Consider the following 24,694-nt stretch of genomic DNA (forward strand, 5'->3'; position numbering starts at 1 on the left):
AAAAAATAGGGTTCAGTTTAGCATGAAGCTGAATTGAAAGAGAAAGTTCAACCTCATGCTGCGCTAGACTTAACCTTTGACTAAACCGCCATCGACAATCAAATTCTGCCCTGTGACCGCACGTGAGTAAGGGGACAAGAACATCATGATGGCTGCAGCAAATTCTTCAGGCGTGGTCACTGTGCGTAAAGGTGTCGATGCTGCGATTAAATCAAACACGGCATCGGGCGTCGCTTTACTGGCATCGGTTCTTTGTAATAAGCCACCTGAAAGCATATTCACATTAATCCCAAACTCACCCAGCTCATGCGCCGCTGTGCGGGTGAAGGCCAACAGAGCTGCCTTTGCTGCAGTGTAGTCGTGGTAAGGCACGACAGGGTTTTGTACCAGGTTGGTACCAATATTGACAATGCGACCAAAACCCTGTGCTTTCATCTTGGGAAGCGCCGCTTGCGTGGTGTTGAGTGCAGCGACGACTGCGCCATCAAACTGTTGCTGTAAGTGCTGTGCAGTCAGTTCTTCAATTTTAGGACGGGCATCGCCATTAAATTGAAAATGGATGAGGGCATTATTTACGACAGAGGTGATCGCGGTACCAAAATGTGCTTCTGCTGCGGCAAAAAGCTGTTCTACTTGAGCTTTATCTGTGACATCTGCTTGATAGGCAAACACTTGCTGAGGAAATGCGGTCGCCAACTGTTCTGCCGCAGTTTGACTGGATAGATAGTTCACGACCACGCGTGCGCCTTCAGCAATTAAAGTTTGGCTAATCGCCAAACCGAGGCCACGTGCGCCTCCTGTAACCAAGACAATTTGATCTGAAATTTGCATGCTCGTGACTCAATCTAATGTTGAGCGTCACCATAGCAAGCTTTTCACATTAGCGGAATCGTCTTTACAGACGCTGTATGCTCCAATTTGAAACTGAGTCATCCGATCTAATAATTCAGTCGAGTCATATGACATAAAAAAAGCCGTATCGAAATACGGCTTGATTTATCAGTAAATGCTTAGCTTTAAGCTTTGGCCATATTCTCTAATTCTTCCAGACGTTCCATTTTTTCCAACATTTCATCATCAATCGCAGCGAGGCGTTGTGATGCTTGGGTTGCAGCATCTGCATCAGTCAGGAACCAAGAACCATCCGCCAGTTTTTCTGAAAGAGTGGCTTGTTCTTTTTCCAAAGCTTCAATTTCAGTCGGCAGTTGTTCTAGGGCACGTTGGTCTTTATAGCTGAGCTTGACTTTTTTAGGCACGGCAGCGGCAGCCGCTGCTTCGGCTTTAGCCATGGCTTTTTTCACATCGCTTTTTTGATCCACGACAGTTTGGTCAGGACGCTGTTCCAAATAGTCTTGGTAACCGCCGATGTATTCATCGATTTGACCTTTACCATCAAAGACCCAAGTCGACGTCACCACGTTGTCCATAAAGGCACGGTCATGCGAAATCAGTAACAGTGTGCCTTTGTACGCGCTGAGCATTTCTTCCAACAGTTCAAGCGTCACCATATCCAAGTCGTTGGTCGGTTCGTCCATCACGATAAGGTTCGATGGTTTCAGTAGAAGCTTAGCCAACAGAATACGGTTACGCTCACCCCCAGACAGTGCTTTGACTGGTGTACGTGCGCGTTCTGGAGAGAATAAGAAGTCTTGTAAATAACTGTAGATGTGACGACGGCTACCATTGACATCGACATGATCTGAGCCTTCGGAGACGTTATCTTTCACTGATTTTTCAAGATCAAGTGCATTTCGAAGCTGATCAAAGTAAGCAACTTCAAGCTGTGTACCTGTTTTCACTGTACCAGTATGTTCTTGCTCACCCAAAATAGCTTTGATGAGGGTTGTTTTACCCACGCCGTTGTCACCGACCAAACCGATCCGGTCACCACGTAACACCAGTGCCGAAAAATCTTTAATGATTGGCGCGCTGTTGCCAAATTGCACAGCTAAGTTTTCAATTTCAAAGACCACTTTACCTGAGCGCTGCGCATCTTGCGTTGCCATGCTCACTTTACCTTGTTGGGAACGGCGCGCTTTAGACTCTTCACGCAAGGCTTTTAAGGCACGAACACGACCTTCGTTACGGGTACGACGCGCTTTAATGCCCTGACGAATCCACACTTCTTCTTCAGCAAGTTTTTTATCGAATAGCGCATTTTGCTTTTCTTCCGCTTCCATTTGCTGAGCTTTGAGTTCGAGGTAACGTGAATAGTTACCTTCATAGCTACGCAAAATGCCGCGGTCAAGTTCCACAATACGAGTCGCAATATTGTCGACAAATGAACGGTCATGCGAAATAAACAACAGGGTTAAATTGTTTTGATCGAGTAAGAATTTTTCGAGCCATTCAATACTTTCAACGTCCAAATGGTTGGTTGGTTCGTCGAGTAGCAATACATCGGGCTGCGTTAAGAGAGCACGTGCCAATAGAACACGACGCTTACGACCACCAGACAAATCTGCAAGGTCAGCTTCTGGGTCTAGGCCCATTTTGCTGAGGATGGCATTCACTTTGGTTTCAAGTGACCAACCATCCATTTGATCCATCTGATGTTGTAAGTTACCCATGCGCTCACAGGCATCCATATCACCGAGTACGCAGGCTTCGCTGGCTTCATGATAAGCACGTAATACAGTTGCAGCTTCACCTGCACCATCGGCAACAATATCAGCAACTTTGCCCGAATCCATGGGTACATCTTGAGCAAGCATTGAAATCGTAATGCCATTTTGTAATGAAACTTCACCGCCGTCTGGCAATAAAGTTCCCTCAATCAGTTTAAGTAAAGTAGACTTACCTTCACCATTACGACCGATTAGACACACTCGCTCGCCACGTTCTAAACTGAAGTTCGCGCCGTCGAGTAGGGAAGGTCCGCCAAATGCAAGCTGGACGTCCCTTAAAGTAATATAGGCCATAATGTTTCCTGAAATCTTATATGAGGAGTGTAAATTGACTACACAACAAAATCTTGATGAACAGGCGTCATTTTCCGCACCCATTGAAGATTTGCAAGTCCGAATTGCATTTTTAGATGATTTAGTTGACCAACTGAATGATCAAGTTGCGCGTCAAAACGCCGAAATCGCTGATTTAAAGAAACAAATGCAGATGTTGTATCGTCGTATTGAATCGGCAGATTTATCTGAAGGTATTGCGGCATTTGACCCAATGACCAACCGCCCACCGCATTATTAATGTCACTATTGAATGACAGGTAGATGACGAATCAGCGCCAAAGCTGTGGATTGGTGTAAATTTATTTGACCTTTTGCAGCGTGACAGGTCTAATGCACCGCATCTGCTGATCGAAACCCATTATTTCATCTCATGAGTCAAAAAGTTGTCCTGCTAGATTTGGAAAATAACCAGCCCACAGCAAATCTATTGCGCAATATCATTGAGCATTACAGTACTTTGTATGTGTTTAGCTGCAGCGGAAAATTTGAATATGCACTTGAAGATTTGACTGAAATTGCAGGGTGGATTGCGAGTGGTCAATTGGTGGTTTTGGATATTCCAGAAACGCCGCAAAAAGAATTTGAATATGCGGTGATTGTGGGGCAACTGATGGCCTTGATGGATCTAGATTCGCATATTGAAGTCATTTCAGCAATGTCTGATATTGAATTACTGATGGAACAATTGGATGGCTCTGGACTCAGTGCACATCTCATTCAAATTCAGTCAGAACAAGAAGTTTCACATAAAGTGAAGTATAAGATTCCTGACCTAGAAACCATTCGGAATAAACCTGATTTATTACTGATTAAACACTATTGTGATGGTCTGGAAAAACTCAGTGGCAAGCCAAACAGTTTGGATAAACTGAAAAACTCGCTGATGAATATTTTGCAAGTCTCTAGCGAAAAAGCTCAGCATTTGGTCGGTATGTTGATCAATCTAAAAATCGTCAAACGCTTTGATGAGCAGATTTCGATTCGAAAAAAAGTACTCAAACAATGGGTGCAGCTAGATTTAAATGCGACTGCTGAAACAGCATTGCCCATCAAAACAGACCTGAATGCATTTTCTGCTTCACTCGAAGATCAAACCTCAAATACTGATGATACGGCATCGATGATTCAGGCTGCACAGCAAGGCTTATTTAAAAATTTCAATAAGATTGATCCTGTGCAAATGGAAGTGATCCGAAAATTGCATGAATTAAAGTCAGATAAACCAAAAGATATCTACGCCTTACGTGATTTATTGGAGCAAATGTTCCCACAATCTGATGTTCGACTATTACTTAAAGAGTTGATCGAAAAAGGATATATCTATTGGAATGGTCACGAAGTGCTGTATAGCCACGAGATGTTCCTGAATTAATTTTATCGAGTGAACTTGCGTTTTATATTGCGCTTATGCAACTCTAATAAAGGAATATAAAGGTTGTGCTATGGAAAATACTGGAATCTGGGTTACTGTTTTTATTGTGGTCTTTGTACTTGGGTCGATTTTTGGACTTCGAGTAAATCCTAGAGAAAAAGCCTTAGGCATTATGCGCGAGAAGGCGCGTAAGATGGGGCTGCACCCACGTTTAGTGGCTGCACCTGCTTGGACCAAGATTCCAATGGCTTCTGAAAAACGTGCCAGTATGGTGGCGTATTACAGTGTGCTGATTCCAGATGCGCGTTTGCCTTTAATGCGTGCTTTAGTGGTCGATGACAAACTTGAACTGGTACATGGTGATGACAAGTTCAAGGATTTAGCCATTACATTAAAGGGCATTTATGCTATTGATATGCAGGCAAACTGTGTAGGACTCTATTGGAACGAAGAATCTGACTTAAGAGCCACACAGCTTGAAGATATGAAAGCATTTTTACATTCATTGGCTGAACTTTAAATTTTAAAAAACCTATTAAACAGGAATGATGGTTAACTATGGCGAACGCTCCTCGGTCCACATCTAAAAGTACCACAGCAAAATCTGCCGATGCTGGGAAAAAGCGTGCGTTAGTGATTGTGGAATCGCCTGCAAAAGCGAAAACAATCAATAAATATTTGGGCTCTGATTACATCGTAAAATCATCGGTGGGTCATGTCCGTGATTTACCTACAGGCGGCTCGAGTAAAACAGCAGAGAAAAAGCCAGTAACTCGTGCGAAATTAACTGAAGCTGAAAAAGCCAAAAAAGCACAAAAAGCTTTGGTTAATCGTATGGGTGTAGACCCTGAAAATGACTGGAAGGCACAGTACGAAGTCCTACCGGGTAAAGAACATGTTGTTGCGGAACTGAAAAAGCTTGCATCGCAAGTTGACGAGGTCTATCTCGCAACGGATATGGATAGGGAAGGAGAAGCAATTGCTTGGCATTTAAAAGAAGTAATTGGCGGTGACGACTCACGTTATCAACGTGTGGTGTTCAACGAAATTACCAAAAATGCCATCCAAGAAGCGTTTAAACATCCTTCTCGCCTGGATACAGATAAAGTCAATGCTCAGCAAGCCCGTCGTTTCCTCGACCGTATTGTGGGCTTTATGATCTCGCCACTCTTATGGGAAAAAATCGCCCGTGGTTTATCGGCAGGTCGTGTGCAATCTGTGGCTGTTAAACTTGTGGTTGAGCGTGAACGTGAAATTCGTGCCTTCGTTCCAGAAGAATTTTGGCAAGTTTTTGCAGATACCAAGTCGAAGAAAGACGATATCCGCTTAGAAGCGGTGAAGCAAAATGGCAAGACTTTAAAACTGCACAATAAAGCTGAAACGGATGCTTTACTGAACCTGATTAAAGATGCCGACTACACAGTTTCAGCACGTGAAGACAAACCAACCAAGGTTAATCCAAGCGCGCCTTACATCACGTCTACATTGCAACAAGCAGCAAGTACACGTTTAGGTTTTTCTGTGAAGAAAACCATGATGCTGGCACAACGCTTATATGAAGCCGGCTTTATTACTTATATGCGTACAGACTCAACATTCTTGAGTGATGACGCTGTAAATATGGTTCGTGGTCATATTGAAACTGAGTTTGGTCAAAAATATTTACCGGCTAAACCAAATCGCTACGGCAATAAAGCTGGTGCGCAAGAAGCCCATGAAGCGATTCGTCCATCAAATGTCGCGCTAAAAGGCGATAGTTTGGTGGGTGTAGAGCGTGATGCACAGCGTCTTTATGACTTGATCTGGCGTCAGTTCGTTGCATGTCAAATGACCCCTGCAGAATATTTATCATCAACGATTTTAGTCAATGCCAATGGCGTCGAACTCAAAGCCAAAGGTCGTACATTGGTCTTTGATGGTTTCACTAAAGTGCGTGGTCAAAATAAATCGGATGATGATGTACTGCTTCCTGCTGTAAAAGTCGGTGAATTACTGAAACTTGAAAAATTAGACCCATCGCAACACTTTACTAAACCACCTGCGCGCTTCACTGAAGCATCATTGGTCAAAGAGCTTGAGAAAAAAGGTATTGGTCGTCCATCGACGTATGCTGCGATTATCTCAACCATTCAAGACCGTGGTTATGTGAAGCTCGATAACCGTCGTTTGTTCGCCGAGAAAATGGGTGAAATCGTGACAGACCGTCTCGATGAAAACTTCAATAACTTGATGAACTATGCATTTACGGCAGATCTTGAAGGTCAGCTAGATAAAGTCGCCGATGGTGATCGTAACTGGAAAGAGTTACTCAATAGCTTCTACGGTGATTTTAAAACACGTTTAACCACAGCTCAGGGTGAAAATGGCATGCGCCGTAATTTACCTGTAGAAGTGGATGCTGTGCACTGTAAAGAATGTGATCGTCCGATGCAGATTCGTACAGGGACTACAGGCGTGTTCTTGGGTTGTTCCGGTTATAACTTACCTCCAAAAGAGCGTTGTAAGGGGACTTTGAACCTAACACCTGTAGAATCATTGGCTGCACTGTCTGACGATGACTCGGCAGAAACAGCAGATTTAATGTCGAAAAAACGTTGTCCAATCTGTGAAACAGCCATGGATAGCTATGTGATTGATGGCGGCCGTAAGTTACATATCTGTGGTAATAACCCAGACTGCGCTGGTTTTGAGCTTGAAGAAGGTGAGTTCAAAATCAAAGGGTATGATGGTCCAACCATTCCTTGCGACAAATGTGATGGTGAAATGCAATTGAAGACAGGCCGTTTCGGTCCTTACTTTGCATGTAATAGCTGTGACAATACACGTAAAGTGTTGAAGAGCGGTCAGCCTGCACCTCCACGTGTAGATCCAATTAAAATGGAACACTTACGCTCAACCAAACATGATGACTTCTTTGTCCTTCGTGATGGCGCAGCAGGTTTATTCTTAGCTGCAAGTAAGTTCCCGAAAGTACGTGAAACTCGTGCGCCTAAAGTCGCGGAACTACGTTCTGTCGCAGATCAGTTGGATGCGAAATATCAGTTCATCTTACAAGCACCAGATGTCGATCCTGAAGGAAACCCAACATTAGTAAAATTCAGCCGTAAAAACCAAGCGCAATATATTGGTTCTGAAAATGCTGAAGGCAAACAAACCAAATGGTCTTTGGTGTACCAAGACGGTAAGTGGGTTGAGGCTTAAGCTTTAAAACCAATAAAGTGCTGACTTCGGTCGGCATTTTTTATGTCAGAATTAATCAAAATTTAAATGATAAAAATGATTGGGGGGAATAGTGGAAATTCAAACGAAAAAGTTTGCTGTACTCATAGATGCGGATAACTCATCGATCAATGCTATTCCATCTGTGTTGGAAGAAGTTGCAAAATATGGAATCGCAAGTGTTAAACGAGTTTATGGAGATTGGAGCAGCGAAACCTTAAAAAATTGGCGTGAAGTCTTACTTCCACATGCCATCACACCTGTTCAGCAGTTTGCTTACACAAAGGGCAAAGATGCAACGGATATGATTTTGATCATTGATGCGATGGATTTGCTGTATGCAGGTGCATTGGATGGCTTTTGTATTGTTTCAAGCGACAGTGATTTTACCCCTTTAGCATCTAGAATTCGTGAAAATGGGCTAAGTGTTTACGGTTTTGGAAAAAAGTCGACGCCAGAGGCATTTAAAAAAGCATGTGATAAATTTATTTATGTTGAAAACTTACTGCAAGATAATGAGCTAAAAAATACTGAAGAAGATCTTATTAATTCACCAATTAAAGAAGTCATTGAAAATACAAAAGTAAGTGAACCAAAGCCATCTGTGCAGATTAAAGAGAATACAATCACTGAAATCATTGATAAACCCACTTTAAATTTGATTTATAAAGCTGTGAAAGATAATGCGGATGAAAATGGATGGGCCAATTTAAGTATGGTTGGGCAATATATCAGCGCAGTCAAACCTGACTTTGATTCTAGAAACTACGGTCGAGCAAAATTATCTGGACTAATTAAAACGCTAAATTTATTTGAAACAAAAATAGAAATGAGTCAAATGTATTTAAGAAAGATAAAAAAGCAGAGTACGATTTAAAATGTGGAAAAAAATTCGGGTACTGTGTTTATTGCTGATTTTACTAGTGGTCGCAGTCAATGCCTATAAAGACAAAAACCAAGACTGGAGTAAACCGATCTTTGTATTGTTACATCCAATTAATGCAGATGGTCGAGAGAGCACTCAAGCTTATATACAGCAGCTCTCTGTCAATGATTTAAATGATGTTCAACAATATTTACAAGCGACAGCACAGAAATACCGAGGGCAACCGACTTATGTGTATTTTAAGTTAGGTCGTGAGCTGAAAGTTTTACCTCCCAAAGTACCCAATGACGCCGGTATGTTGGACGTTATCTTATGGAGTTTGAAATTCCGCTACTATGCTTGGCAGCAGCATGAAAATGTAGATGGTGTTTCGAGTGTGACGCTATTTTTAAATTATTACGATCCGACTCAAACCAAAGAACTTAAACATTCCACAGCTTTGGAAAATGGTCGAATTGGATCGGTGAATTTATTTGCATCGAATAAACAGACTGCGCAGAATAAAATCGTTTTAGCCCATGAGTTATTACACGCTTTTGGTGCAACGGATAAGTATGATTTGGCCACAGGTCAGCCAATCTTCCCTGTCGGTTATGCAGAGCCCCAGCGGCAGCCTTTGTTTCCACAAAGCAAAGCTGAATTAATGGCAGGGCATATTCCTACCTCACAGACGCAAAGTAAAATGCCTGAAGATTTAGCTGATACTGTGGTGAATGACGTCACAGCGATTGAAGTGGGATGGAAAAAATAATGTGGATAAAGCGTATTTTATCCACAGTTTCAATTGGCAGTGTGGATAAGATTTGGACTTTTCTTTCATTTTTCTTCATCATAAAGTTGCATAATCCATTGAATAACGAATAACTTGAGAAAAAGCATGAGAACAGTAGGCAACGATTTAATTCGCAGTCAGCTCCATGAAAACCGTAAGTGGTATCTCGGTTTAGGTGCTTTATTGGTGGTCTTCGGATTGGTCCTTTTGGTAGCCTTGCCATTTGCGACACTTACGGTGATTTATATTTTTGGTGTGCTGATGATGTTAGGTGGCGTAATCCATTTCATTGCAGCATTTAAAATTTTTGAAGGCGGTTACCGCTGGTTCTGGGCATTATTTGGTGTGCTGTATTTGGTCGCAGGCTATTATGCATTTACAACGCCTGTCAAAACGGCCATTGTCCTAACCAATTTATTGGCGATTATTTTGATCATTGCAGGGGTCATTCGTATCTTTAATGCTGTGCTATTTCGAGCATTTCAAGGTTGGGGATGGACACTATTTTCAGGTCTATTGACCTTGATTACGGGTGTGATCATTTTGATGTCACCTGATGCACCATTTTGGGTATTAGGATTATTCTTGGCGGTTGATATTTTATTCCAAGGGGTCAACTACCTTACTTTGGCTTCTTATATTCGACGTGAAGTACCGAAAAGCTCGGCAGAGCAGTAAACTGCTTGCGGATCTGATAAATAAAAAAAGAGTGCTGAGGCACTCTTTTTTTATTCAGTTTTAATGTGTACAACCCGTTAAGGTTTCACGCTATAGCGGCTACTAATGGCGATACGATTCCATGTGTTAATGACAATTGCGAGCCATTCAATTGCACTGATTTGATCATCAGTTAAAAATGGTAGAGCATCTTCATAAACTGCATCGGGAACTTGGCCTTCGGCAATCAATGTAATTGCTTCGATCAAGCTTAAAGCCGCACGTTCTTTTTCATCGTAGTACGCAGTTTCACACCATGCATTGAGTAGGCTAATGCGTTCAATACTTTCACCTGTTTTAAGTGCATCTTGCGCATGCATGCGAATACAGAATGCACATTCGTTGATTTGGGATGCACGTAATTTCAGTAAATGGGCTAAACCTTCACTTAGGCCAGACTCATTTATTTTTTGCATAGCCAGTGCATCAAGTTCTGCAACTTTTTTATACAGTTCAGGTGCAGACTGACCTAGGTTGATTCGTGACATTTCGAACCTTTCTGATGTTTTTAGATATACCTGCTATTTTAAAACCGTTATGGTTGAGGACAAGTTTTATTTTGAGCATTTAGATGACCACTTTTGTTCTTGCGCCCGATTCATTTAAAGAAAGTATGAGTGCTCAACAAGCCTGTGACGCGATGCAGCGTGCAATTTTAAAGCTCATACCAGATGCAAATGTCATCGCTGTGCCAATGGCAGATGGTGGTGAGGGAACTGTAGATGCGTTACTCAGTGCTTGCGACGGCCAAAAAGTGACGATAGCGCTTACAGGTCCTTTGCCCAATCAAGGTGTGACGACATATTTCGGTTTGATCGACGGTGGGAAAACCGCAGTGATTGAAATGGCAAAAGCTAATGGTATTCATCTTGTCGATATGGCTCAGCGAAATCCATTACTGACGTCAACTTATGGTACGGGCGAAATGATCAAGGCTGCTCTAGACTTTGGAGTAAGTAAAATTATCATTGGCTTGGGCGGGAGTGTGACCAATGATGGCGGTGCAGCTATGGCGCAGGCCTTGGGGGCACAATTTTTAGATGAAAATGGCTTGGAAATAGCAGTTTGTGGTGGTTGTCTTGATCAAATTAACAGTATTGATTTGACGCAGCTCGACTCACGTTTAGCGCATACAGAAATTATCATTGCCAGCGACGTCATTAATCCACTATGTGGTGAAAATGGTGCATCCCATATCTTTGGCCCGCAAAAAGGCGCAACGCAGGAGATGGTGCGTCAGTTAGATCAGAACATCAGTCATTATGCCGATGTCGTTGAAGCGACTCTGGGTTGTGCTTTACGTGATGTAGCAGGTGCAGGTGCTGCAGGTGGATTAGGTTTTGGGTTGATGGCTTTTGCAGGTGCATCGATGCAATCAGGTGTGGAATTGGTCATTGAACAATGTCAGTTGAATGAAAAAATAGCACAGGCAGATTATGTGCTGACAGGTGAAGGGAAAATTGATCATCAAACTAAGTTCGGTAAAACGCCATTTGGTGTGGCGCAAGTTGCAAAAAAGTTTAATAAACCTGTGATCGCCTTTACTGGTCTAGTAGGTGAGGGGATAGCAGAACTCTATGATTTAGGTTTCACACAGATTGTTGGGATTAACCCACCAGATTGTAAGTTGGAAGATGCATTAAAATATGCGGAACTAAATTTGGAACATTGCTGTAGAAATGTGATGAGATGTTTGAAATAAAAATCAAGGTAAAATTTATACATGCATCTAGTGAGTTTTAAGATAATCATAGTTAGAAAATATGATTAATTTTGTTGAAAATCTTTGCAATATTTTTCCATTGGTTTTTGATTTTTTGGAATTATATTTTCAATGTTTTTTATATTTTCTATTGCATTTTCTTTTGCCCGTTTCGCTTTTAATAATTCAGAATTCTCTGAAGCAATTTCATATTGTGCTTTACTCATTTTATAAGTTGCACATAAATTATCGGATATAAGCTTATGATTGCCAGAAATTAGAGCTACAGCTAGATCATCATGGAGTTGAATTCCTTTCTGATTATTTTTACTTATCAAGTGATCAAATTCAGTTTGAGTCAATTTTTTTGCGTAAGATGGATGATTTGTAAATATTAAAAGTAATAAAACTGGCTGAAGGAAATGGTTAATTAGCTTAAAATTTTTCATAAACTTATCGTTTTCTAGTTTTAATTTTGATCCTACATTAGCATGTATTTTTTTTCAATCTGCTAAACTATACCTATCCATGAAATGATGAGTACATATGAGTTTAGCCAACCTGATTGATGAATTAAATCCTCAACAAAAACAAGCCGCAACAACAGAAGCACAGCATAGCTTGGTTTTGGCAGGAGCAGGTTGTGGTAAAACCAAAACCATCGTGGCGCGTGCAGCTTATTTAATTGATCAAGGCGTGCCTGCTAATCAAATTCAAATTTTGACTTTTACTCGCCGTGCGGCCAGTGAAATTGTCGCTCGTGTGGAGTTGGCTCTGGGTGAGCAAGCTAAAGGGCTACGTGCATCAACCTTTCATACCTTTTGTATGTACCTATTGCGCCGCATTCCAAAAGCTTTTGGTCTAGAACAGTTTTCGATTATTGATCGTGATGATCAGCTCATGATGTTCCGCCTGATTCGTGGCCGTGATGATAAGAAAAACCCCAATCACTTGCCCAAGCCAAAAGAACTCTGTGACCTATATTCTTTTGCGCGGAATACGCGTCAAAAACTTAGCATTGCCATGGAAAAGCAAATGCCTGAGTACTTTGCTTTAAAAGATCAAATCGCGGATATCATGAAAGAATACGAAGCTCGTAAACGTGCGCGTAGTTTTCTCGATTATGACGATATCTTGGCGATTGTGGCGAAAGCTTTGGCGGAATCAGATGGACTGGTCGATTATGTCGCTTCAATTTGTCGCCACATGTTGGTTGATGAAATGCAGGATACCAATCCGCTGCAATGGGCGTTACTTGAGCCACTAAAAGAACGTGTCAGCTTGTTCTGTGTCGGCGATGATGCACAGTCCATTTACGGCTTCCGTGGTGCAGACTTTGAAAATATTCATCATTTCAAAGAGCGGGTACCCGACGCACAGATTTTCAAACTCGAAAAAAATTATCGTTCAACCCAAGAAATTTTAGATCTGTCGAATTGGTTGTTGGATGAAAGTGAAATTAAATATGACAAACGCCTAGATGCCTATCGTGGTGAAGGGATTAAGCCGAAAATGCATATTTTCCCGAATGAGTTTGATGAAGCCAAATGGATTGCCATCGACATTAAAGAACGACATTACCTCGAAGGCAGCAAATGGTCGGATCATATGGTGCTTGTGCGTTCAAGCTTTGCTGCTCGTCATATTGAAGCGGCCTGTATTGCCGCAAATGTGCCGTATCGCTTTATCGGCGGCATGAAATTACTTGAAACAGCCCATGTAAAAGACTTGCTCAGTGTGCTGCGTGTAGTGGCCAATCCTTTAGATGATATCGCGTGGATGCGCTTTTTAACCTTGTGGAATGGTGTGGGTGATGTCGGTGCGAGTAAGTTATCGCAGCAGATTTTACTTGAGCCAGAAATGCAAGCCATTGCAACCAAGTTGGAAAAGTTTGGCAAAGTACCTGACCAAGCGATTCTGATGATGAAGCAAATGTCGGTGTTGAAAGATCAGGTCAAAGAATGTGTAAGCTTGGCTGTTCAAGCGATTTCTGAGCAGCTGGAAGAAAACTATAAAAAAGATTGGAACCGCCGTGTCGGTGATTTTGATCTGGTGAAACAATTGGCATCCAAACATACGCAGTTGAGTGAATTCTTAGAAGAATATGTCCTTGATCCAGTTTCCATTTCTGAAATTGAACGCCAATCTGACAGTGATGTCGTGACTTTAATTACCATTCATTCGGCAAAAGGAACGGAGCAAAAAGTCTGTTATGTGGCGAATGTCACACCAGGGCAATATCCACATGCACGTGCCCAAGGTAATTTCGATGAAGTGGAAGAAGAACGTCGCGTGTTATATGTGGCGCTGACACGTGCGCAAAATGAATTGATTTTGACCAAGCAAAACTTGAACCACTGGGCACGTGAAACTGTCGATGAGCAAGGCCGTAAAGTAGAAAGTTACTTTATGAATGATTTAACTCGAAATTTATGTAGTTTGGAAACACACTATAAAACCCGTCAGCAAACCGTAAAAAGTGCCTTAATCGAAAGAAAATCGATTAATTTAGATTTTGGTATCGATCTCGATTAAAATAGATTTTTGACGTGATTTACATGCAAGTTAAAAAGCAAAATAGACAAATGCTTTTTGATGATGCTGTCTATTTGGAAGATTGAATGAAAATTTTAGTACGTAACTTAGAGCGTTCAGTTACTGAAGCAGAATTGGTTGAACTGTTTAAACCATTTGGCGCAGTAGAGTCTGCTGTTGTTGTTATGGATGCAAGCACAGGTAAATCGAAAGGGTTTGGTTTTGTCGAAATGCCAAATGGTCGTGAAGCTGTAAAAGCGATTAAAGGCCTGAATACTTTGAAAGTCAAAGGTGCGGGTATTCGCGTAAAAGCGGCTGAAGATAAGCCTAAAGCATAAATTTAAAAAGGAGCGTAACGCTCCTTTTTTTATCGGTGATCTATGAAAAAATGCTACTCAGCTTTGTCTATTGTTGCGCCATCTGGTTCGAACATTGCGTGTGGGCTTAAAACGCTTGAAGTCCGCTCATGGCAGCCCGAACATTTGCCTTTAAAAGATTTAGTGATCGTGGAAAATCAACGCTACTTACATGAAAGCGGAGATGAAGATATTGGACGTGCAGTGGCGAAGGTCGATGTATATGACGTTCATGCATGGACTGAAACAGAGGTAGAGCAAGCGCAGGCGACATATTGGGCAGCAGGGTACTGGGCTTGGCGTCTGGAAAATATCAGGATGATTGATTGGGATATGCCTGTTCCTGCCAAGCGTGACATTTATTTAATTGAAATAGATCATCCATAATATTTATTGTGAATTTCCTAAAAATCCGTTTAAGCTTATTCATGTAGAAAAACGCCAAAATTTAGGGAATTGTTCATGTCTCGTGTTGCTCGCTTTCATGCTGATCGTACCAATCAAAAGTTATATTTTAGCCGTCTTGCATGTCAGCAAGCTGAGCAGACCGATCATATTCAACAAGCTCAGGCTTATCGCGAAGCAGCGGTTTTTCATTTGCATGGTGCAGTACTTGCGTTTTTACAAGAGTTGGTGCGTTACTATCGTTTAAATGAGCCTGCGCCCACGTTAAAGTCGATTGAAACGCTGATGGCTGAAAAAGGTCAGGTATCACCTGAAGTGACTGTTATGCAGCAATTGGCAAAGCAGGGTTTTATTGCAGAGCTGAAACGCGCACATCGTATGTGTCAATATGCACCTGAACCGTCTGCACCAGAGCCAGAAGATGAAACGTCTTCAAATTTAATTATTAAAGTTACCCAAACACCGCAAGCATGGTTGCCAGATACCGCTATTTTGCGTGAATGGCATCGTGATCTAACTCAATTAATTGATGGATTTCGTAACGAGATGGTGGAGTTCTAATCGGACTATTGCTACTTGAAATAAATTTATTTAACCCGATATAAGATTATCTAAGTAATACAAAGTGCAGATGCCTTTATCACCATGTTGCGCATGGAGGGATATATGTCTATAGAACAGTTGAAAGAACTCTTTGGGAACCAGGAAGCAATTTTAGAGCTGGTTCAATTGGAAGGTGGTGAGTTGGCATTGCGTAATGCAGGCTCAGAAAAAGAGCCTTTAGTGACTATCCAATTCAATGAAGAATTACGCAATATTTTGGGCGATCAAATGAGTGTGATCGCTCAGCAAATGATTCAGGCTGCATTGTTTGGTTTGTTAGAAAAACAAGTGGATGAATGGCATGCCGAAGTGGTTGATGAAAAGCCAAAATATATGAGCTAATCATATAGCTGCTGACTTTGCGGATCATGATAATGAAAACGCACCTTTTGGTGCGTTTTTTTATATCCAAAATGGCACTTAGACTGTGCCCAGTTCAGTAGGTGAGATCAGTATCGAACCTAAAAATACAATAAAGACCCGATGAGCTGTAAGAAAAAAGGATTTCTGGCATCTTGCCAATACAGAATCAGAAAGACGATGGAAATGGGATAAAACAATAGACAGCCTAGTCCCCATAAAATACTGGTTTTAAATGCAGCGATGAGAAAGCCCAGACCGCCAATCAAAATAATGGCAAGGCCTAAATAGAGTATGTACATGTTTTTCTCGTTTCTTGTTTGAAGTTTTTAAAATGATGCTTCGTTTGATGCTCATTTTATCAATATGTTTTTTAAATTCAATTAGTTGTAATTTTAAAATTAATGAATTATATACATTAAAAAAAGGCGATGCTTTAACACATCGCCTTTTGGGTTTTGCTCATAAGAACTTAATTAGGTATTTAGTTTAGTGTGTCGGAGTTTGGTGATGGGCAATTTGGATTTGATTTAAAATATGATTGCTCATATTTTTCGCCATTTCCTCTTTGGCATAATAAACTTCACCGACATTGTCACGACGAATGACTTCAGCTTCTTCTTTGCTTTCCGCACAAACCAATACTTGGATAGACGGATTCAGCATTTTGGCAATGTCGACAATTTTATGAATATCTAAAATATCCATAGGTGAAATGACCAAAAGGCGTGCGTGTTGAATATGGGCCTGAATTAAAACACCCGGTTCTGTTGCTACACCGGATACCGCAGCGATGCCTTTTTCCCGCAAGTTTTCCACGATTTCACGGTTTTCTTCAGCAATAACCACTTTAATGTTTTCATTCATTAATTCGCGGGTAATACGACGACCGACTTCACCATGACCAATCAGCACCACCTGATCACGCAGATAATCCTGTGAGACCTCATCCGGCAACATGGCCAATGGGTCACTACTACGTTCCAGTAAACGGGCCAAATTCGAGCGCTCACGGATGAGTCGCTGCATAGGCTCGATGGCTGAAAATATAAATGAATTCAGCGTAATCGAGATTAAAGCGCCTGCCAGTATCAGATTTTGACCTTCCATTGAAAGGAGATTTAGAGATACACCTAAGGTCGCCAAAATAAATGAGAACTCACCAATCTGCGCCAAACTCGCCCCAACGGTTAATGCGGTATTGATGGGGTAACGGAAGAACAACACCAACGCCATTGCAGCGATGGTCTTACCAATCATGATAATACCGACCACAGCTAAGACGTGAAGCGGTTGTTCAATCAAGATCCGTGGATCAAACAGCATGCCGACGGAGACGAAAAACAGAATCGAAAAAATTTCACGAAGCGGAAGGGTTTCTTCTTCTGCACGGTGACTAAAGTCAGACTCTTTGACCACCATACCGGCAAAAAATGCGCCCAGTGCCATGGATACACCAAATACCTTGTAGGCACCAAAGGCAATAGACACGGCTGCTGCAACCACAGTGAGCGTGAATAATTCACGTGAGCCTAAGCGTGCAACCACTTGCATAATCATTGGCACTAAACGTTTACCAATGATCAGCATGAAGGCAATAAAGCCAGCAACTTTGAGTAAAGTTAGACCTAAGGTCAGCCAAATATTTTCATCAGCACTGCTTTCTGTGAGCGGTTGGCCGCCAAGCAGTACGGCAGTAGCAGGCAGAAGGACCAGGACCAAAACCATCACCAAGTCTTCAACCAAGAGCCAACCCACGGCAATTTTACCATTGACGGAGTTGAGTAAACCGCGATCACCTAAGGCTTTGAGTAGAACGACAGTACTTGCACACGACAAACTTAAGCCAAACACTAAGGCTGAGCCCATGCTCCAGCCCCAAAGCATGGAAATTCCCATACCGAGTAAGGTCGCCACTGCAATTTGTAAAATGGCACCGGGCAGGGCAATACGACGGACTTGCATCAAATCATTGAGTGAAAAGTGCATACCCACGCCAAACATCAGGAACATGACACCGAGTTCGGCCAGCTGGTTAGCGAGATGGATATCGCCAACTACTCCAGGCGTATTTGGGCTAATAATAATACCGGCAATCAGATAGCCGATGAGGGGAGGAAGTCTCAGGCGCGCAGCTATATAGCCAAAAATTAAGGCAAAACCAAAGCCAACAGCAAGTAATATTATGAGTTCTACATCATGAGGCACTAAAAACTCCTTAAGCCTAAGTTAAGGGTAAAAAAGACAAGCACAAAAAGTGCCAAAAGCATTTTGAAAGTTTAGCAATTCGAATAAAAAAAATGCAAAAAAAAACGACCTAAGCAGGTCGTTTTTTTCAAAAAACTAAAATTATTTGATTTTAGCTTCTTTGAAAATTACGTGTTGACGGATTTTTGGATCAAATTTTTTGATTTCCATTTTTTCCGGCATAGTACGTTTGTTCTTAGTGGTAGTGTAGAAATAACCTGTACCAGCAGAAGAAACTAGGCGAATTTTATCACGCATGTTCGTAGCTCCTTAGATCTTTTGACCTTGAGCACGTAGGTCAGCAACAACCTTTTCGATGCCCAATTTGTCGATAATACGCATACCTTTAGTAGTTAGACGAAGACGTACGAAACGTTTTTCGCTTTCTAACCAAAAACGGTGGTGATGCAGGTTCGGCTCGAACCGGCGTTTAGTTTTGTTGTTGGCGTGTGAGACGTTGTTACCAACGACTGGACGCTTGCCGGTAACTTGGCAAACCTTAGACATGGTGTAACTCCATTGATTTAGCCAACAGCAAATCTGTATGGCCAGTCAAAAAAAAACATTGAATTCATTCAAGGGGCGTTTTATATCAAAAATGCGCTTAAAAGACAAGCGATTTTGCATAAAACGAACGATCACCTAGTGTGATCGTTCATGCCTTGATCGTTTATCGAAGAAGTGTCTTCGAAATCAGTTTGTGGATCGGCTTATTGAACGGTGGAAGAATGAATTTCAAACTATAGAGTTTTGGATTCGACATCACCGAGCGTTCATGCGACAAACTGAAGAAACCTTCTGGACCATGATATTTACCCATACCCGAAGCCCCCACACCGCCAAACGGCAGGTCATCTTGAGCAACATGGGTTAATACCGTGTTTTGTCCGAAATGTCCTGAATGGGTACGTGTTGCGACATAGTCGGCACGTGCCTGATCAAAGTCGAAATAGTATAAAGCAAGTGGACGAGGACGGCTATTAATAAAAGCAATAACCTCGTCAATTTGATCATATTCCATGATCGGAAGGATCGGACCGAAGATTTCATGCTGCATAATTTGCATGTCTGGAGTGACACCCGTTAAAACAGTCGGTGCAATTTTACGTACAGCGTCCACATCTTCATTTTGTGGGTTAAAACTGATGATTTGTGCGCCTTGATCACGCGCATCTTCTAAATAACCTTGTAGGCGGTTGTACTGCTTGTCATTAATAATCGAGGTGTAGTCCTGATTTTGGGCAATACTTGGGTACATGGCTTCAACGCACACTTTATAGTGATCTAAAAATTCAGCTGTTTTACCACGAGGTAAGAACACATAGTCAGGTGCAACACAAGTTTGACCTGCATTCCAAAGTTTACCAACCGCAAGACGCTGTGCGACATCTGCAAGGTCAATAGACGGATGAACCAATACAGGTGACTTTCCGCCTAATTCTAAAATCACCGGAACTAAGTTTTCAGACGCTGCCGCCATGACGGTTTTACCGACATTGGTCGAGCCAGTAAAAATCATTTTGTCGAAGGCAAGGTGACTAAACGCATCTGAAATTGGGCCACCACCGTTGACGACTGCGACCAATTCTTGAGGAAATGCTTCTGCGAGAGCTTTTTCTAGCACATCACCGAATGCCGCAGAGGCACTCGAAATTTTGATCATGGCATGGTTGCCCGCAGCCAAAGCACAAATCAGTGGGCCTAGAGAAAGAAGCAGTGGGTAGTTCCATGGCGTAATAATGCCGACGACACCAAGCGGTTGATATTGCACCCATGCTTTGGCAGGTTGGTGAATAATTCCGACATGGCGTTTGGATGGTTTCATCCAGTCTGTCAAATGCTTGCTATAATATTTGATGTGCTCAAGACATGTGAGTAACTCACCAATCTTGGTTTCACCGATAGAACGGTTACCATAGTCTTGATTAATTGCATCAGCAAATTGATCTTGATACTTAACTAAGATACGCTTAAGCCGAGCCAAACGGTCAATACGTTCCTTCGCTGTAGGCAATGGGTAACGTAAATACGCTTGTTTCTGCTGTTCCAACATATTGTTGAGATGCTGGTGATCAAAAGAATGTGGTGTCATTGAAGTTGTTTTTGTCTGACTATTCATGTCGCACGACCATATCCAAATTAGCGATTAATTAATTTTTAGAGCAAATACTCTAAATAGTCAAGTTACTTTATGTGTTAGTGTTCTAATGCTTTGAAATAAATGGTTGTTTTAGGATGTCTCACACCAAAACCTTAAAAACGAAAGAACGTATTTTGCAGCTGAGTTTGCAGTTGTTTAATGAGCGTAGCGAGCGTTCAGTGACAACCAATCATATTGCTGCTGAACTGGGAATGAGCCCAGGTAACTTGTATTACCATTTCCGAAATAAAAGTGAAATTATTAAGGAATTAATGGAGCAATATCAGCATGAAACGCTAGAAATGTTAGCGCTTCCTGATGATCGTCAGCTTGATGCCAATGATAAAATTCGCTATTTCCAAGTGTTAAGTAGCCAATTATGGGCTTATCGCTTTTTACATCGTGATGTTTATCACTTGGTCGAAAATAATGAAGATTTCCGCAAAATGTATCCACGTTTTGCCGGTCAAGTCATGCAACAAGGGCAGAAAATTTATCGTGCCTTTGTTGACGCAGGCTTAATGCAGATGACCGATTCTGAAATTGAGGCCTTAACCATTAACTTGTGGATCGTGCTGACCAACTGGACCAACTTCCTTTATATGTCGGGCCATATTACTGACTCAAACACTTTGGAAGAAAAGTGGGTGTGGCAAGCACTACGACAAATGGTGTTCTTAGAAGGCGCATATCTACGTGGTGAAAGCCGTGAAACCTATGAGCGACTGCTCGATACTTTAGGGCCGTCGGACTTATTTGCAAGTCTTTCAAACGCAAAGCATCAGGTTACTGAATAAGACTATTTAGTCTGGCTTTAAAAAGCGTTAGAATACTCGGCTCTTTTTTCAATTTAACTGATTAGTGATATAAACCAACATGAATATGTCGACCGCTAACACAGCACGCTTACTCATTACCTGTGAAGATAAACCAGGGATTGTGCAAGCTGTATCGAGCTTTTTGTATCATCAGGGAGCAAATATTACCGCACTTGATCAATACGCGACTGAAGCTCAAGGGGGGCGATACTTCATGCGTGTTGAGTTTGAATTGGACAATTTACAAAGCCGTAAAGAAAGTCTAACTCAAACATTTGCGAGCAATGTTGCTGAGCGTTACAACATGCACTGGCGTTTAGCTTTAGTCAGTGATGTGAAGAAAGTCGGTATCTTGGTGTCTAAAGTTGACCATGCATTGCTTGAACTGTTATGGCGTCATGCACGTGGTGGTTTGCCATGTGAAATCACCAAAGTCGTGTCTAACCACGATGCTTTACGTGAATCTGTAGAAAATTTCGGTATTCCGTTTGAAGTTGTTCCTGTGAATAAAGAAAACAAACGTGAAGCTTATGAGCAAATTGATCAGTTGATGCAAGGCAATGATTTACTCGTTCTTGCTCGTTATATGCAAATTTTAGACGAAGAATTTGTTCAAAAATGGGAAATGAAAGTGATCAACATTCACCATTCATTCCTCCCAGCCTTTGTTGGTGCGAACCCATATAAACAAGCGCATGAAAAAGGTGTGAAGTTGATTGGTGCGACAGCACACTATGTGACTGCGGATCTTGACCAAGGGCCGATTATTGAGCAAGACGTAGAGCGTGTAAGTCACGACTTTACCGTTGAACAATTGCGCGAGTTAGGTCAGGACGTAGAGCGTAATGTACTCGCACGTGCAGTCAAATGGCATCTTGAAGATCGTATTATTGTCGATGGTAATAAAACTGTTGTATTTCAATAAAACGAGATAAATTTTTGAATAAAAGGGCATACTTTAGGTATGCCTTTTTTATATTATGATTAAAAAAAGTCATTAAAACTGACGAATTAATAGTTGCAAATGAAAACACTTCTCATTTATTATTGCCGTACTTTAATTGTGCTAACCGATGAGCATGATTGTATTTTTGACAAAATAAATGCAATCGCTTCTTCAAGGTAACTGAGTTTAATGAGTCAATCTCCCGCTCCAATGATGCAATCACCTAACCCGATGAAAAAGAAAATCATTACTGCGCTTCTCGCTGTTGTGGTAGGGCATATGGGAGTATTGTGGGCGGTCAGCAATATGAAAGCACCAGAACTTAAACCGATTGAAAAAGATCCGATTAAAGTTCGTTTTGTGAAGATTGTTGAAGAGAAAAAACCTGAACCTCCAAAGCCAAAACCAGAACCGAAGAAAGAGCCACCAAAGCCAAAAGAAGTTAAAATTGTAGATAAGCCTTTACCACCTCCACCGAAGAAAGTGGAAAAAGTGGAACAGGTGAAAAAGAAAGATGCGCCGAAACCAACTGTTGAAGCGGTCAAAAACGTACCACCAACACCTGTTGTTTCAACTGTGGTTTCTGAAACGAAAGTCGTTCGTGTTGAACCAACACCTCCGGCACCTGTTGCACCACCACCTGCGCCTCCAGCACCACCTGCGCCACCGACACCTAAAACAGTCAGCATCGGTAATGGTGTCAGTTGGATTAAGAAACCTAATGTTCAATTTGAAGATGGTGAATTAAAAGCGTCGTGTACAGTTGAAGTTGCGATTGCAGCAAGTGCTGAAGGTAAAGTCGAATCAGCAACGATTAAAAACTCGACTTGTGGCGCTGCTGTGAACCGTAAAGTGACTGCAGCAGTGAAGCGTGCGCGTTTATCCAAATATATTGATAATGGTGTCGCAACTCCGACGCGAGTTGATCAACCATTTAACTTTAAACTTAATTAAGATTCCGGCTAACCCATTAGGAGTTCGAATATGAACTTTTCAGTTTATTGGCAACATGCAGATGCAGTCAGCAAAACACTGTATTTCGTGTTACTTGCAATGTCGATTGCGACTTGGACGATCTTCGTTCTTCGTATTATGGGCACACGTCAGCTCAAACAAGTGGCGTATAACCACCTTGCAGATGCACTAAGCAAACTGAAAGCGAAATTTGCTCCTTTGGCTTTTGAACAACGTAAGGCTGTGGCTGAACAAGCATTACTACGTCAAATTTCGGTAGAAAAAGCTAATGCTGAAAAAGGCGTATCTGTATTGGGTACGATTGCTTCAATTGCACCGTTCGTAGGTTTGTTCGGTACAGTGTGGGGTATTTTCCATGCCCTTGTAGCAGTGGGTAAAAGCGGTCAAGCGGGTTTAGCGCAAGTGGTAACTCCAGTCGGTGAAGCTTTGATCATGACCGGTCTTGGTTTGGCTGTGGCGATTCCTGCGGTATTGGCTTATAACATCTGTGTTCGTTTTAACCGTACACTGTCGAATGAATTGCAAGATCAAGCGCATGGTTTATTGATTGATACTATGTTGCAACAAGAATCTGCAGCGAAGAAAGAAGACGTGAAAACTGCACAGCAAAGTTTAGCTGGAGGTCAAGCTTAATGGCTTTTCAATTGGGTGAAGACAACGATGCTGGCATGAATGAGATGAACCTCATTCCGCTCATCGATATTATGTTGGTATTGATGATCATCTTCTTGGTGACTGCGACTGTTGCCAACCCATCAATTCCATTAACCTTGCCACAAACGACTGCAGAAGTGATTGATCTGCCGCCTGAAAGCGTAACCATCAGTATTAACTCAGCGGGTGATATCGCTTGGAATGGTGATATTGTGACGCTCGAAGATTTAGAAAGTCGTCTAAATACAGCTGGTCAGCAAGAGCGTAAACCTGCATTGGTCTTAAAAGCCGATAAAGAATCACGTTATGACACAGTTGCGCAAGTGATGTCGCGTGCGAGTGGAGCCGGACTCAGCGATATCGCCTTTGCCAGTGATAACTAAGCACTGAGTAAAGATAGCTAAAAAAAAGCGACTGAAATGTCGCTTTTTTTTATGTCTCTATTTTGAAAAAATGTCGTACAAATAGATCACTCAGATTTGAGTAGGTCTTGAAATTTGCTACGTAATTTCATGAGTTTAGGTGGTATTGAAAAATTACAGTAGCCTTGGTTTGGGTTACGCGCAAAGAAGTTCTGATGATATTCTTCGGCAGGGTAGAAGGTCGGCATTGGACTGAGTTCAGTCACGATATTGATGCCTTCTGCTTTTAACTCTTCAATACGTTGTTCAGCGAGCTGCTTTTGTGATTCGTCCTGATAGAAAATCACAGAGCGATACTGTGTGCCGACATCATTGCCTTGACGGTTCAGCGTGGTTGGATCGTGGGTTGCGAAAAATACATCCAGCAATTGGCTAAAACTGATTTGGCTGTCATCAAAATTGATTTGGATGACTTCTGCATGTTGGGTATTTCCCTCACAGATTTGCTCATAGCTTGGATGCTGAGTAATTCCCCCTGCATAACCACTGACAACTGTTTGCACGCCCTGAAGTTGTAGAAAAACTGCTTCTACACACCAAAAGCATCCACCACCAAATACCGCTTGTTGCATAGTGAAATCCTATCTTGTTCCCTGATGTTT

Annotated in this window: 28 protein-coding genes; 18 read left to right on the forward strand and 10 right to left on the reverse strand. The window is 41.8% G+C overall.

Annotated elements, in window-relative coordinates; all coding sequences use genetic code 11:
* Positions 1-69: 69 nt before the first annotated feature.
* Together FTU17_RS06545 and FTU17_RS06550 are read right to left on the reverse strand one after the other, a co-directional pair.
* Positions 70-831: a 3-oxoacyl-ACP reductase gene (locus tag FTU17_RS06545; RefSeq protein WP_111884077.1), complete on the reverse strand. Its 762-nt coding sequence runs from the start codon at positions 829-831 to the stop codon at positions 70-72.
* Between the two features lie 185 nt (positions 832-1,016).
* Entirely contained in the window at positions 1,017-2,921 is a 1,905-nt protein-coding gene (locus FTU17_RS06550) for an ATP-binding cassette domain-containing protein (RefSeq protein WP_180134954.1), read from the reverse strand.
* A gap of 34 nt (positions 2,922-2,955) precedes the next feature.
* Here FTU17_RS06550 and FTU17_RS06555 point away from each other — a divergent pair, with 34 nt between their 5' ends.
* From FTU17_RS06555 to FTU17_RS06585, 7 genes are all read left to right on the forward strand, one after another.
* Positions 2,956-3,201, forward strand: coding sequence for a SlyX family protein (locus FTU17_RS06555; protein WP_078189840.1), 246 nt, complete (start codon positions 2,956-2,958; stop codon positions 3,199-3,201).
* 132 nt (positions 3,202-3,333) lie between these two features.
* On the forward strand, positions 3,334-4,335 hold the full coding sequence (locus tag FTU17_RS06560; protein WP_180062920.1) for a hypothetical protein: 1,002 nt from the start codon (positions 3,334-3,336) through the stop codon (positions 4,333-4,335).
* A gap of 70 nt (positions 4,336-4,405) precedes the next feature.
* A complete protein-coding gene (locus FTU17_RS06565) occupies positions 4,406-4,855 on the forward strand; it encodes an ammonium transporter (RefSeq protein WP_180005286.1) in 450 nt (149 codons plus the stop codon).
* Positions 4,856-4,893: 38 nt separating this feature from the next.
* A complete protein-coding gene (gene topA, locus FTU17_RS06570; RefSeq protein WP_180005285.1) occupies positions 4,894-7,536 on the forward strand; it encodes a type I DNA topoisomerase in 2,643 nt (880 codons plus the stop codon).
* Positions 7,537-7,627: 91 nt separating this feature from the next.
* Positions 7,628-8,431 (forward strand): NYN domain-containing protein, encoded by an 804-nt coding sequence (locus tag FTU17_RS06575; RefSeq protein ID WP_180021114.1) that lies wholly within the window; start codon positions 7,628-7,630, stop codon positions 8,429-8,431.
* Between the two features lies 1 nt (position 8,432).
* On the forward strand, positions 8,433-9,191 hold the full coding sequence (locus FTU17_RS06580) for a hypothetical protein (protein ID WP_180007163.1): 759 nt from the start codon (positions 8,433-8,435) through the stop codon (positions 9,189-9,191).
* Between the two features lie 126 nt (positions 9,192-9,317).
* Entirely contained in the window at positions 9,318-9,890 is a 573-nt protein-coding gene (locus FTU17_RS06585; RefSeq protein ID WP_180005283.1) for an HdeD family acid-resistance protein, read from the forward strand.
* 77 nt (positions 9,891-9,967) lie between these two features.
* Here the strand turns inward: FTU17_RS06585 and FTU17_RS06590 are convergent, their stop codons facing one another.
* Positions 9,968-10,417, reverse strand: a complete 450-nt coding sequence (locus FTU17_RS06590; RefSeq protein ID WP_180134955.1) for a carboxymuconolactone decarboxylase family protein — start codon at positions 10,415-10,417, stop codon at positions 9,968-9,970.
* A gap of 83 nt (positions 10,418-10,500) precedes the next feature.
* On the opposite strand from FTU17_RS06590, the gene FTU17_RS06595 reads away from it, so the two are divergent.
* Positions 10,501-11,631, forward strand: a complete 1,131-nt coding sequence (locus tag FTU17_RS06595; protein ID WP_180134956.1) for a glycerate kinase — start codon at positions 10,501-10,503, stop codon at positions 11,629-11,631.
* 65 nt (positions 11,632-11,696) lie between these two features.
* On the opposite strand, the gene FTU17_RS06600 is transcribed toward FTU17_RS06595, so the two are convergent.
* Complete coding sequence (locus FTU17_RS06600) at positions 11,697-12,080, reverse strand: hypothetical protein (RefSeq protein WP_180134957.1); 384 nt, start codon at positions 12,078-12,080, stop codon at positions 11,697-11,699.
* A 97-nt stretch (positions 12,081-12,177) separates the two neighbouring features.
* Here FTU17_RS06600 and FTU17_RS06605 point away from each other — a divergent pair, with 97 nt between their 5' ends.
* The 5 genes from FTU17_RS06605 (at position 12,178) to FTU17_RS06625 (ending at position 15,872) form a co-directional block, all read left to right on the forward strand.
* Positions 12,178-14,166 (forward strand): ATP-dependent helicase, encoded by a 1,989-nt coding sequence (locus FTU17_RS06605; RefSeq protein WP_168377891.1) that lies wholly within the window; start codon positions 12,178-12,180, stop codon positions 14,164-14,166.
* 86 nt (positions 14,167-14,252) lie between these two features.
* Positions 14,253-14,504: an RNA-binding protein gene (locus tag FTU17_RS06610; RefSeq protein ID WP_078189697.1), complete on the forward strand. Its 252-nt coding sequence runs from the start codon at positions 14,253-14,255 to the stop codon at positions 14,502-14,504.
* Positions 14,505-14,546: 42 nt separating this feature from the next.
* On the forward strand, positions 14,547-14,909 hold the full coding sequence (locus tag FTU17_RS06615; protein ID WP_180048843.1) for an ASCH domain-containing protein: 363 nt from the start codon (positions 14,547-14,549) through the stop codon (positions 14,907-14,909).
* Positions 14,910-14,984: 75 nt separating this feature from the next.
* Positions 14,985-15,488, forward strand: coding sequence for a DUF6586 family protein (locus FTU17_RS06620; RefSeq protein WP_180134958.1), 504 nt, complete (start codon positions 14,985-14,987; stop codon positions 15,486-15,488).
* Positions 15,489-15,593: 105 nt separating this feature from the next.
* Entirely contained in the window at positions 15,594-15,872 is a 279-nt protein-coding gene (locus FTU17_RS06625; RefSeq protein WP_078192732.1) for a hypothetical protein, read from the forward strand.
* Positions 15,873-15,991: 119 nt separating this feature from the next.
* On the opposite strand, the gene FTU17_RS06630 is transcribed toward FTU17_RS06625, so the two are convergent.
* From FTU17_RS06630 to FTU17_RS06650, 5 genes are all read right to left on the reverse strand, one after another.
* Complete coding sequence (locus FTU17_RS06630; protein ID WP_257227369.1) at positions 15,992-16,192, reverse strand: hypothetical protein; 201 nt, start codon at positions 16,190-16,192, stop codon at positions 15,992-15,994.
* 187 nt (positions 16,193-16,379) lie between these two features.
* Positions 16,380-18,098, reverse strand: a complete 1,719-nt coding sequence (locus FTU17_RS06635; RefSeq protein WP_180134959.1) for a cation:proton antiporter — start codon at positions 18,096-18,098, stop codon at positions 16,380-16,382.
* Positions 18,099-18,239: 141 nt separating this feature from the next.
* Positions 18,240-18,395, reverse strand: coding sequence for a 50S ribosomal protein L33 (gene rpmG, locus FTU17_RS06640; protein WP_001205031.1), 156 nt, complete (start codon positions 18,393-18,395; stop codon positions 18,240-18,242).
* A gap of 12 nt (positions 18,396-18,407) precedes the next feature.
* Positions 18,408-18,644, reverse strand: a complete 237-nt coding sequence (gene rpmB / locus FTU17_RS06645) for a 50S ribosomal protein L28 (RefSeq protein ID WP_000048256.1) — start codon at positions 18,642-18,644, stop codon at positions 18,408-18,410.
* A 163-nt stretch (positions 18,645-18,807) separates the two neighbouring features.
* The gene (locus tag FTU17_RS06650) at positions 18,808-20,256 is read right to left on the reverse strand and encodes a coniferyl aldehyde dehydrogenase (RefSeq protein WP_180134960.1); all 1,449 of its coding nucleotides are present in this window, start codon (positions 20,254-20,256) and stop codon (positions 18,808-18,810) included.
* A 116-nt stretch (positions 20,257-20,372) separates the two neighbouring features.
* Between FTU17_RS06650 and FTU17_RS06655 the strand changes: the two genes are divergently transcribed.
* From FTU17_RS06655 to FTU17_RS06675, 5 genes are all read left to right on the forward strand, one after another.
* Positions 20,373-21,074 (forward strand): TetR/AcrR family transcriptional regulator, encoded by a 702-nt coding sequence (locus FTU17_RS06655; RefSeq protein WP_180055631.1) that lies wholly within the window; start codon positions 20,373-20,375, stop codon positions 21,072-21,074.
* A gap of 79 nt (positions 21,075-21,153) precedes the next feature.
* On the forward strand, positions 21,154-22,020 hold the full coding sequence (gene purU, locus FTU17_RS06660) for a formyltetrahydrofolate deformylase (protein ID WP_078192727.1): 867 nt from the start codon (positions 21,154-21,156) through the stop codon (positions 22,018-22,020).
* A 210-nt stretch (positions 22,021-22,230) separates the two neighbouring features.
* Positions 22,231-22,995, forward strand: coding sequence for a TonB family protein (locus FTU17_RS06665; RefSeq protein WP_111884065.1), 765 nt, complete (start codon positions 22,231-22,233; stop codon positions 22,993-22,995).
* Between the two features lie 30 nt (positions 22,996-23,025).
* Positions 23,026-23,649 (forward strand): MotA/TolQ/ExbB proton channel family protein, encoded by a 624-nt coding sequence (locus FTU17_RS06670; RefSeq protein WP_180134961.1) that lies wholly within the window; start codon positions 23,026-23,028, stop codon positions 23,647-23,649.
* Complete coding sequence (locus FTU17_RS06675; protein WP_078189686.1) at positions 23,649-24,053, forward strand: biopolymer transporter ExbD; 405 nt, start codon at positions 23,649-23,651, stop codon at positions 24,051-24,053. Before FTU17_RS06670 ends, FTU17_RS06675 begins: the two co-directional genes overlap by 1 nt.
* Before the next feature lie 86 nt (positions 24,054-24,139).
* Here the strand turns inward: FTU17_RS06675 and msrA are convergent, their stop codons facing one another.
* Entirely contained in the window at positions 24,140-24,664 is a 525-nt protein-coding gene (gene msrA, locus FTU17_RS06680; protein ID WP_180055634.1) for a peptide-methionine (S)-S-oxide reductase MsrA, read from the reverse strand.
* Positions 24,665-24,694 lie beyond the last annotated feature (30 nt).

The sequence above is a fragment of the Acinetobacter sp. YH12070 genome, from assembly GCF_013419625.1.
Lineage (GTDB): Bacteria > Pseudomonadota > Gammaproteobacteria > Pseudomonadales > Moraxellaceae > Acinetobacter > Acinetobacter amyesii.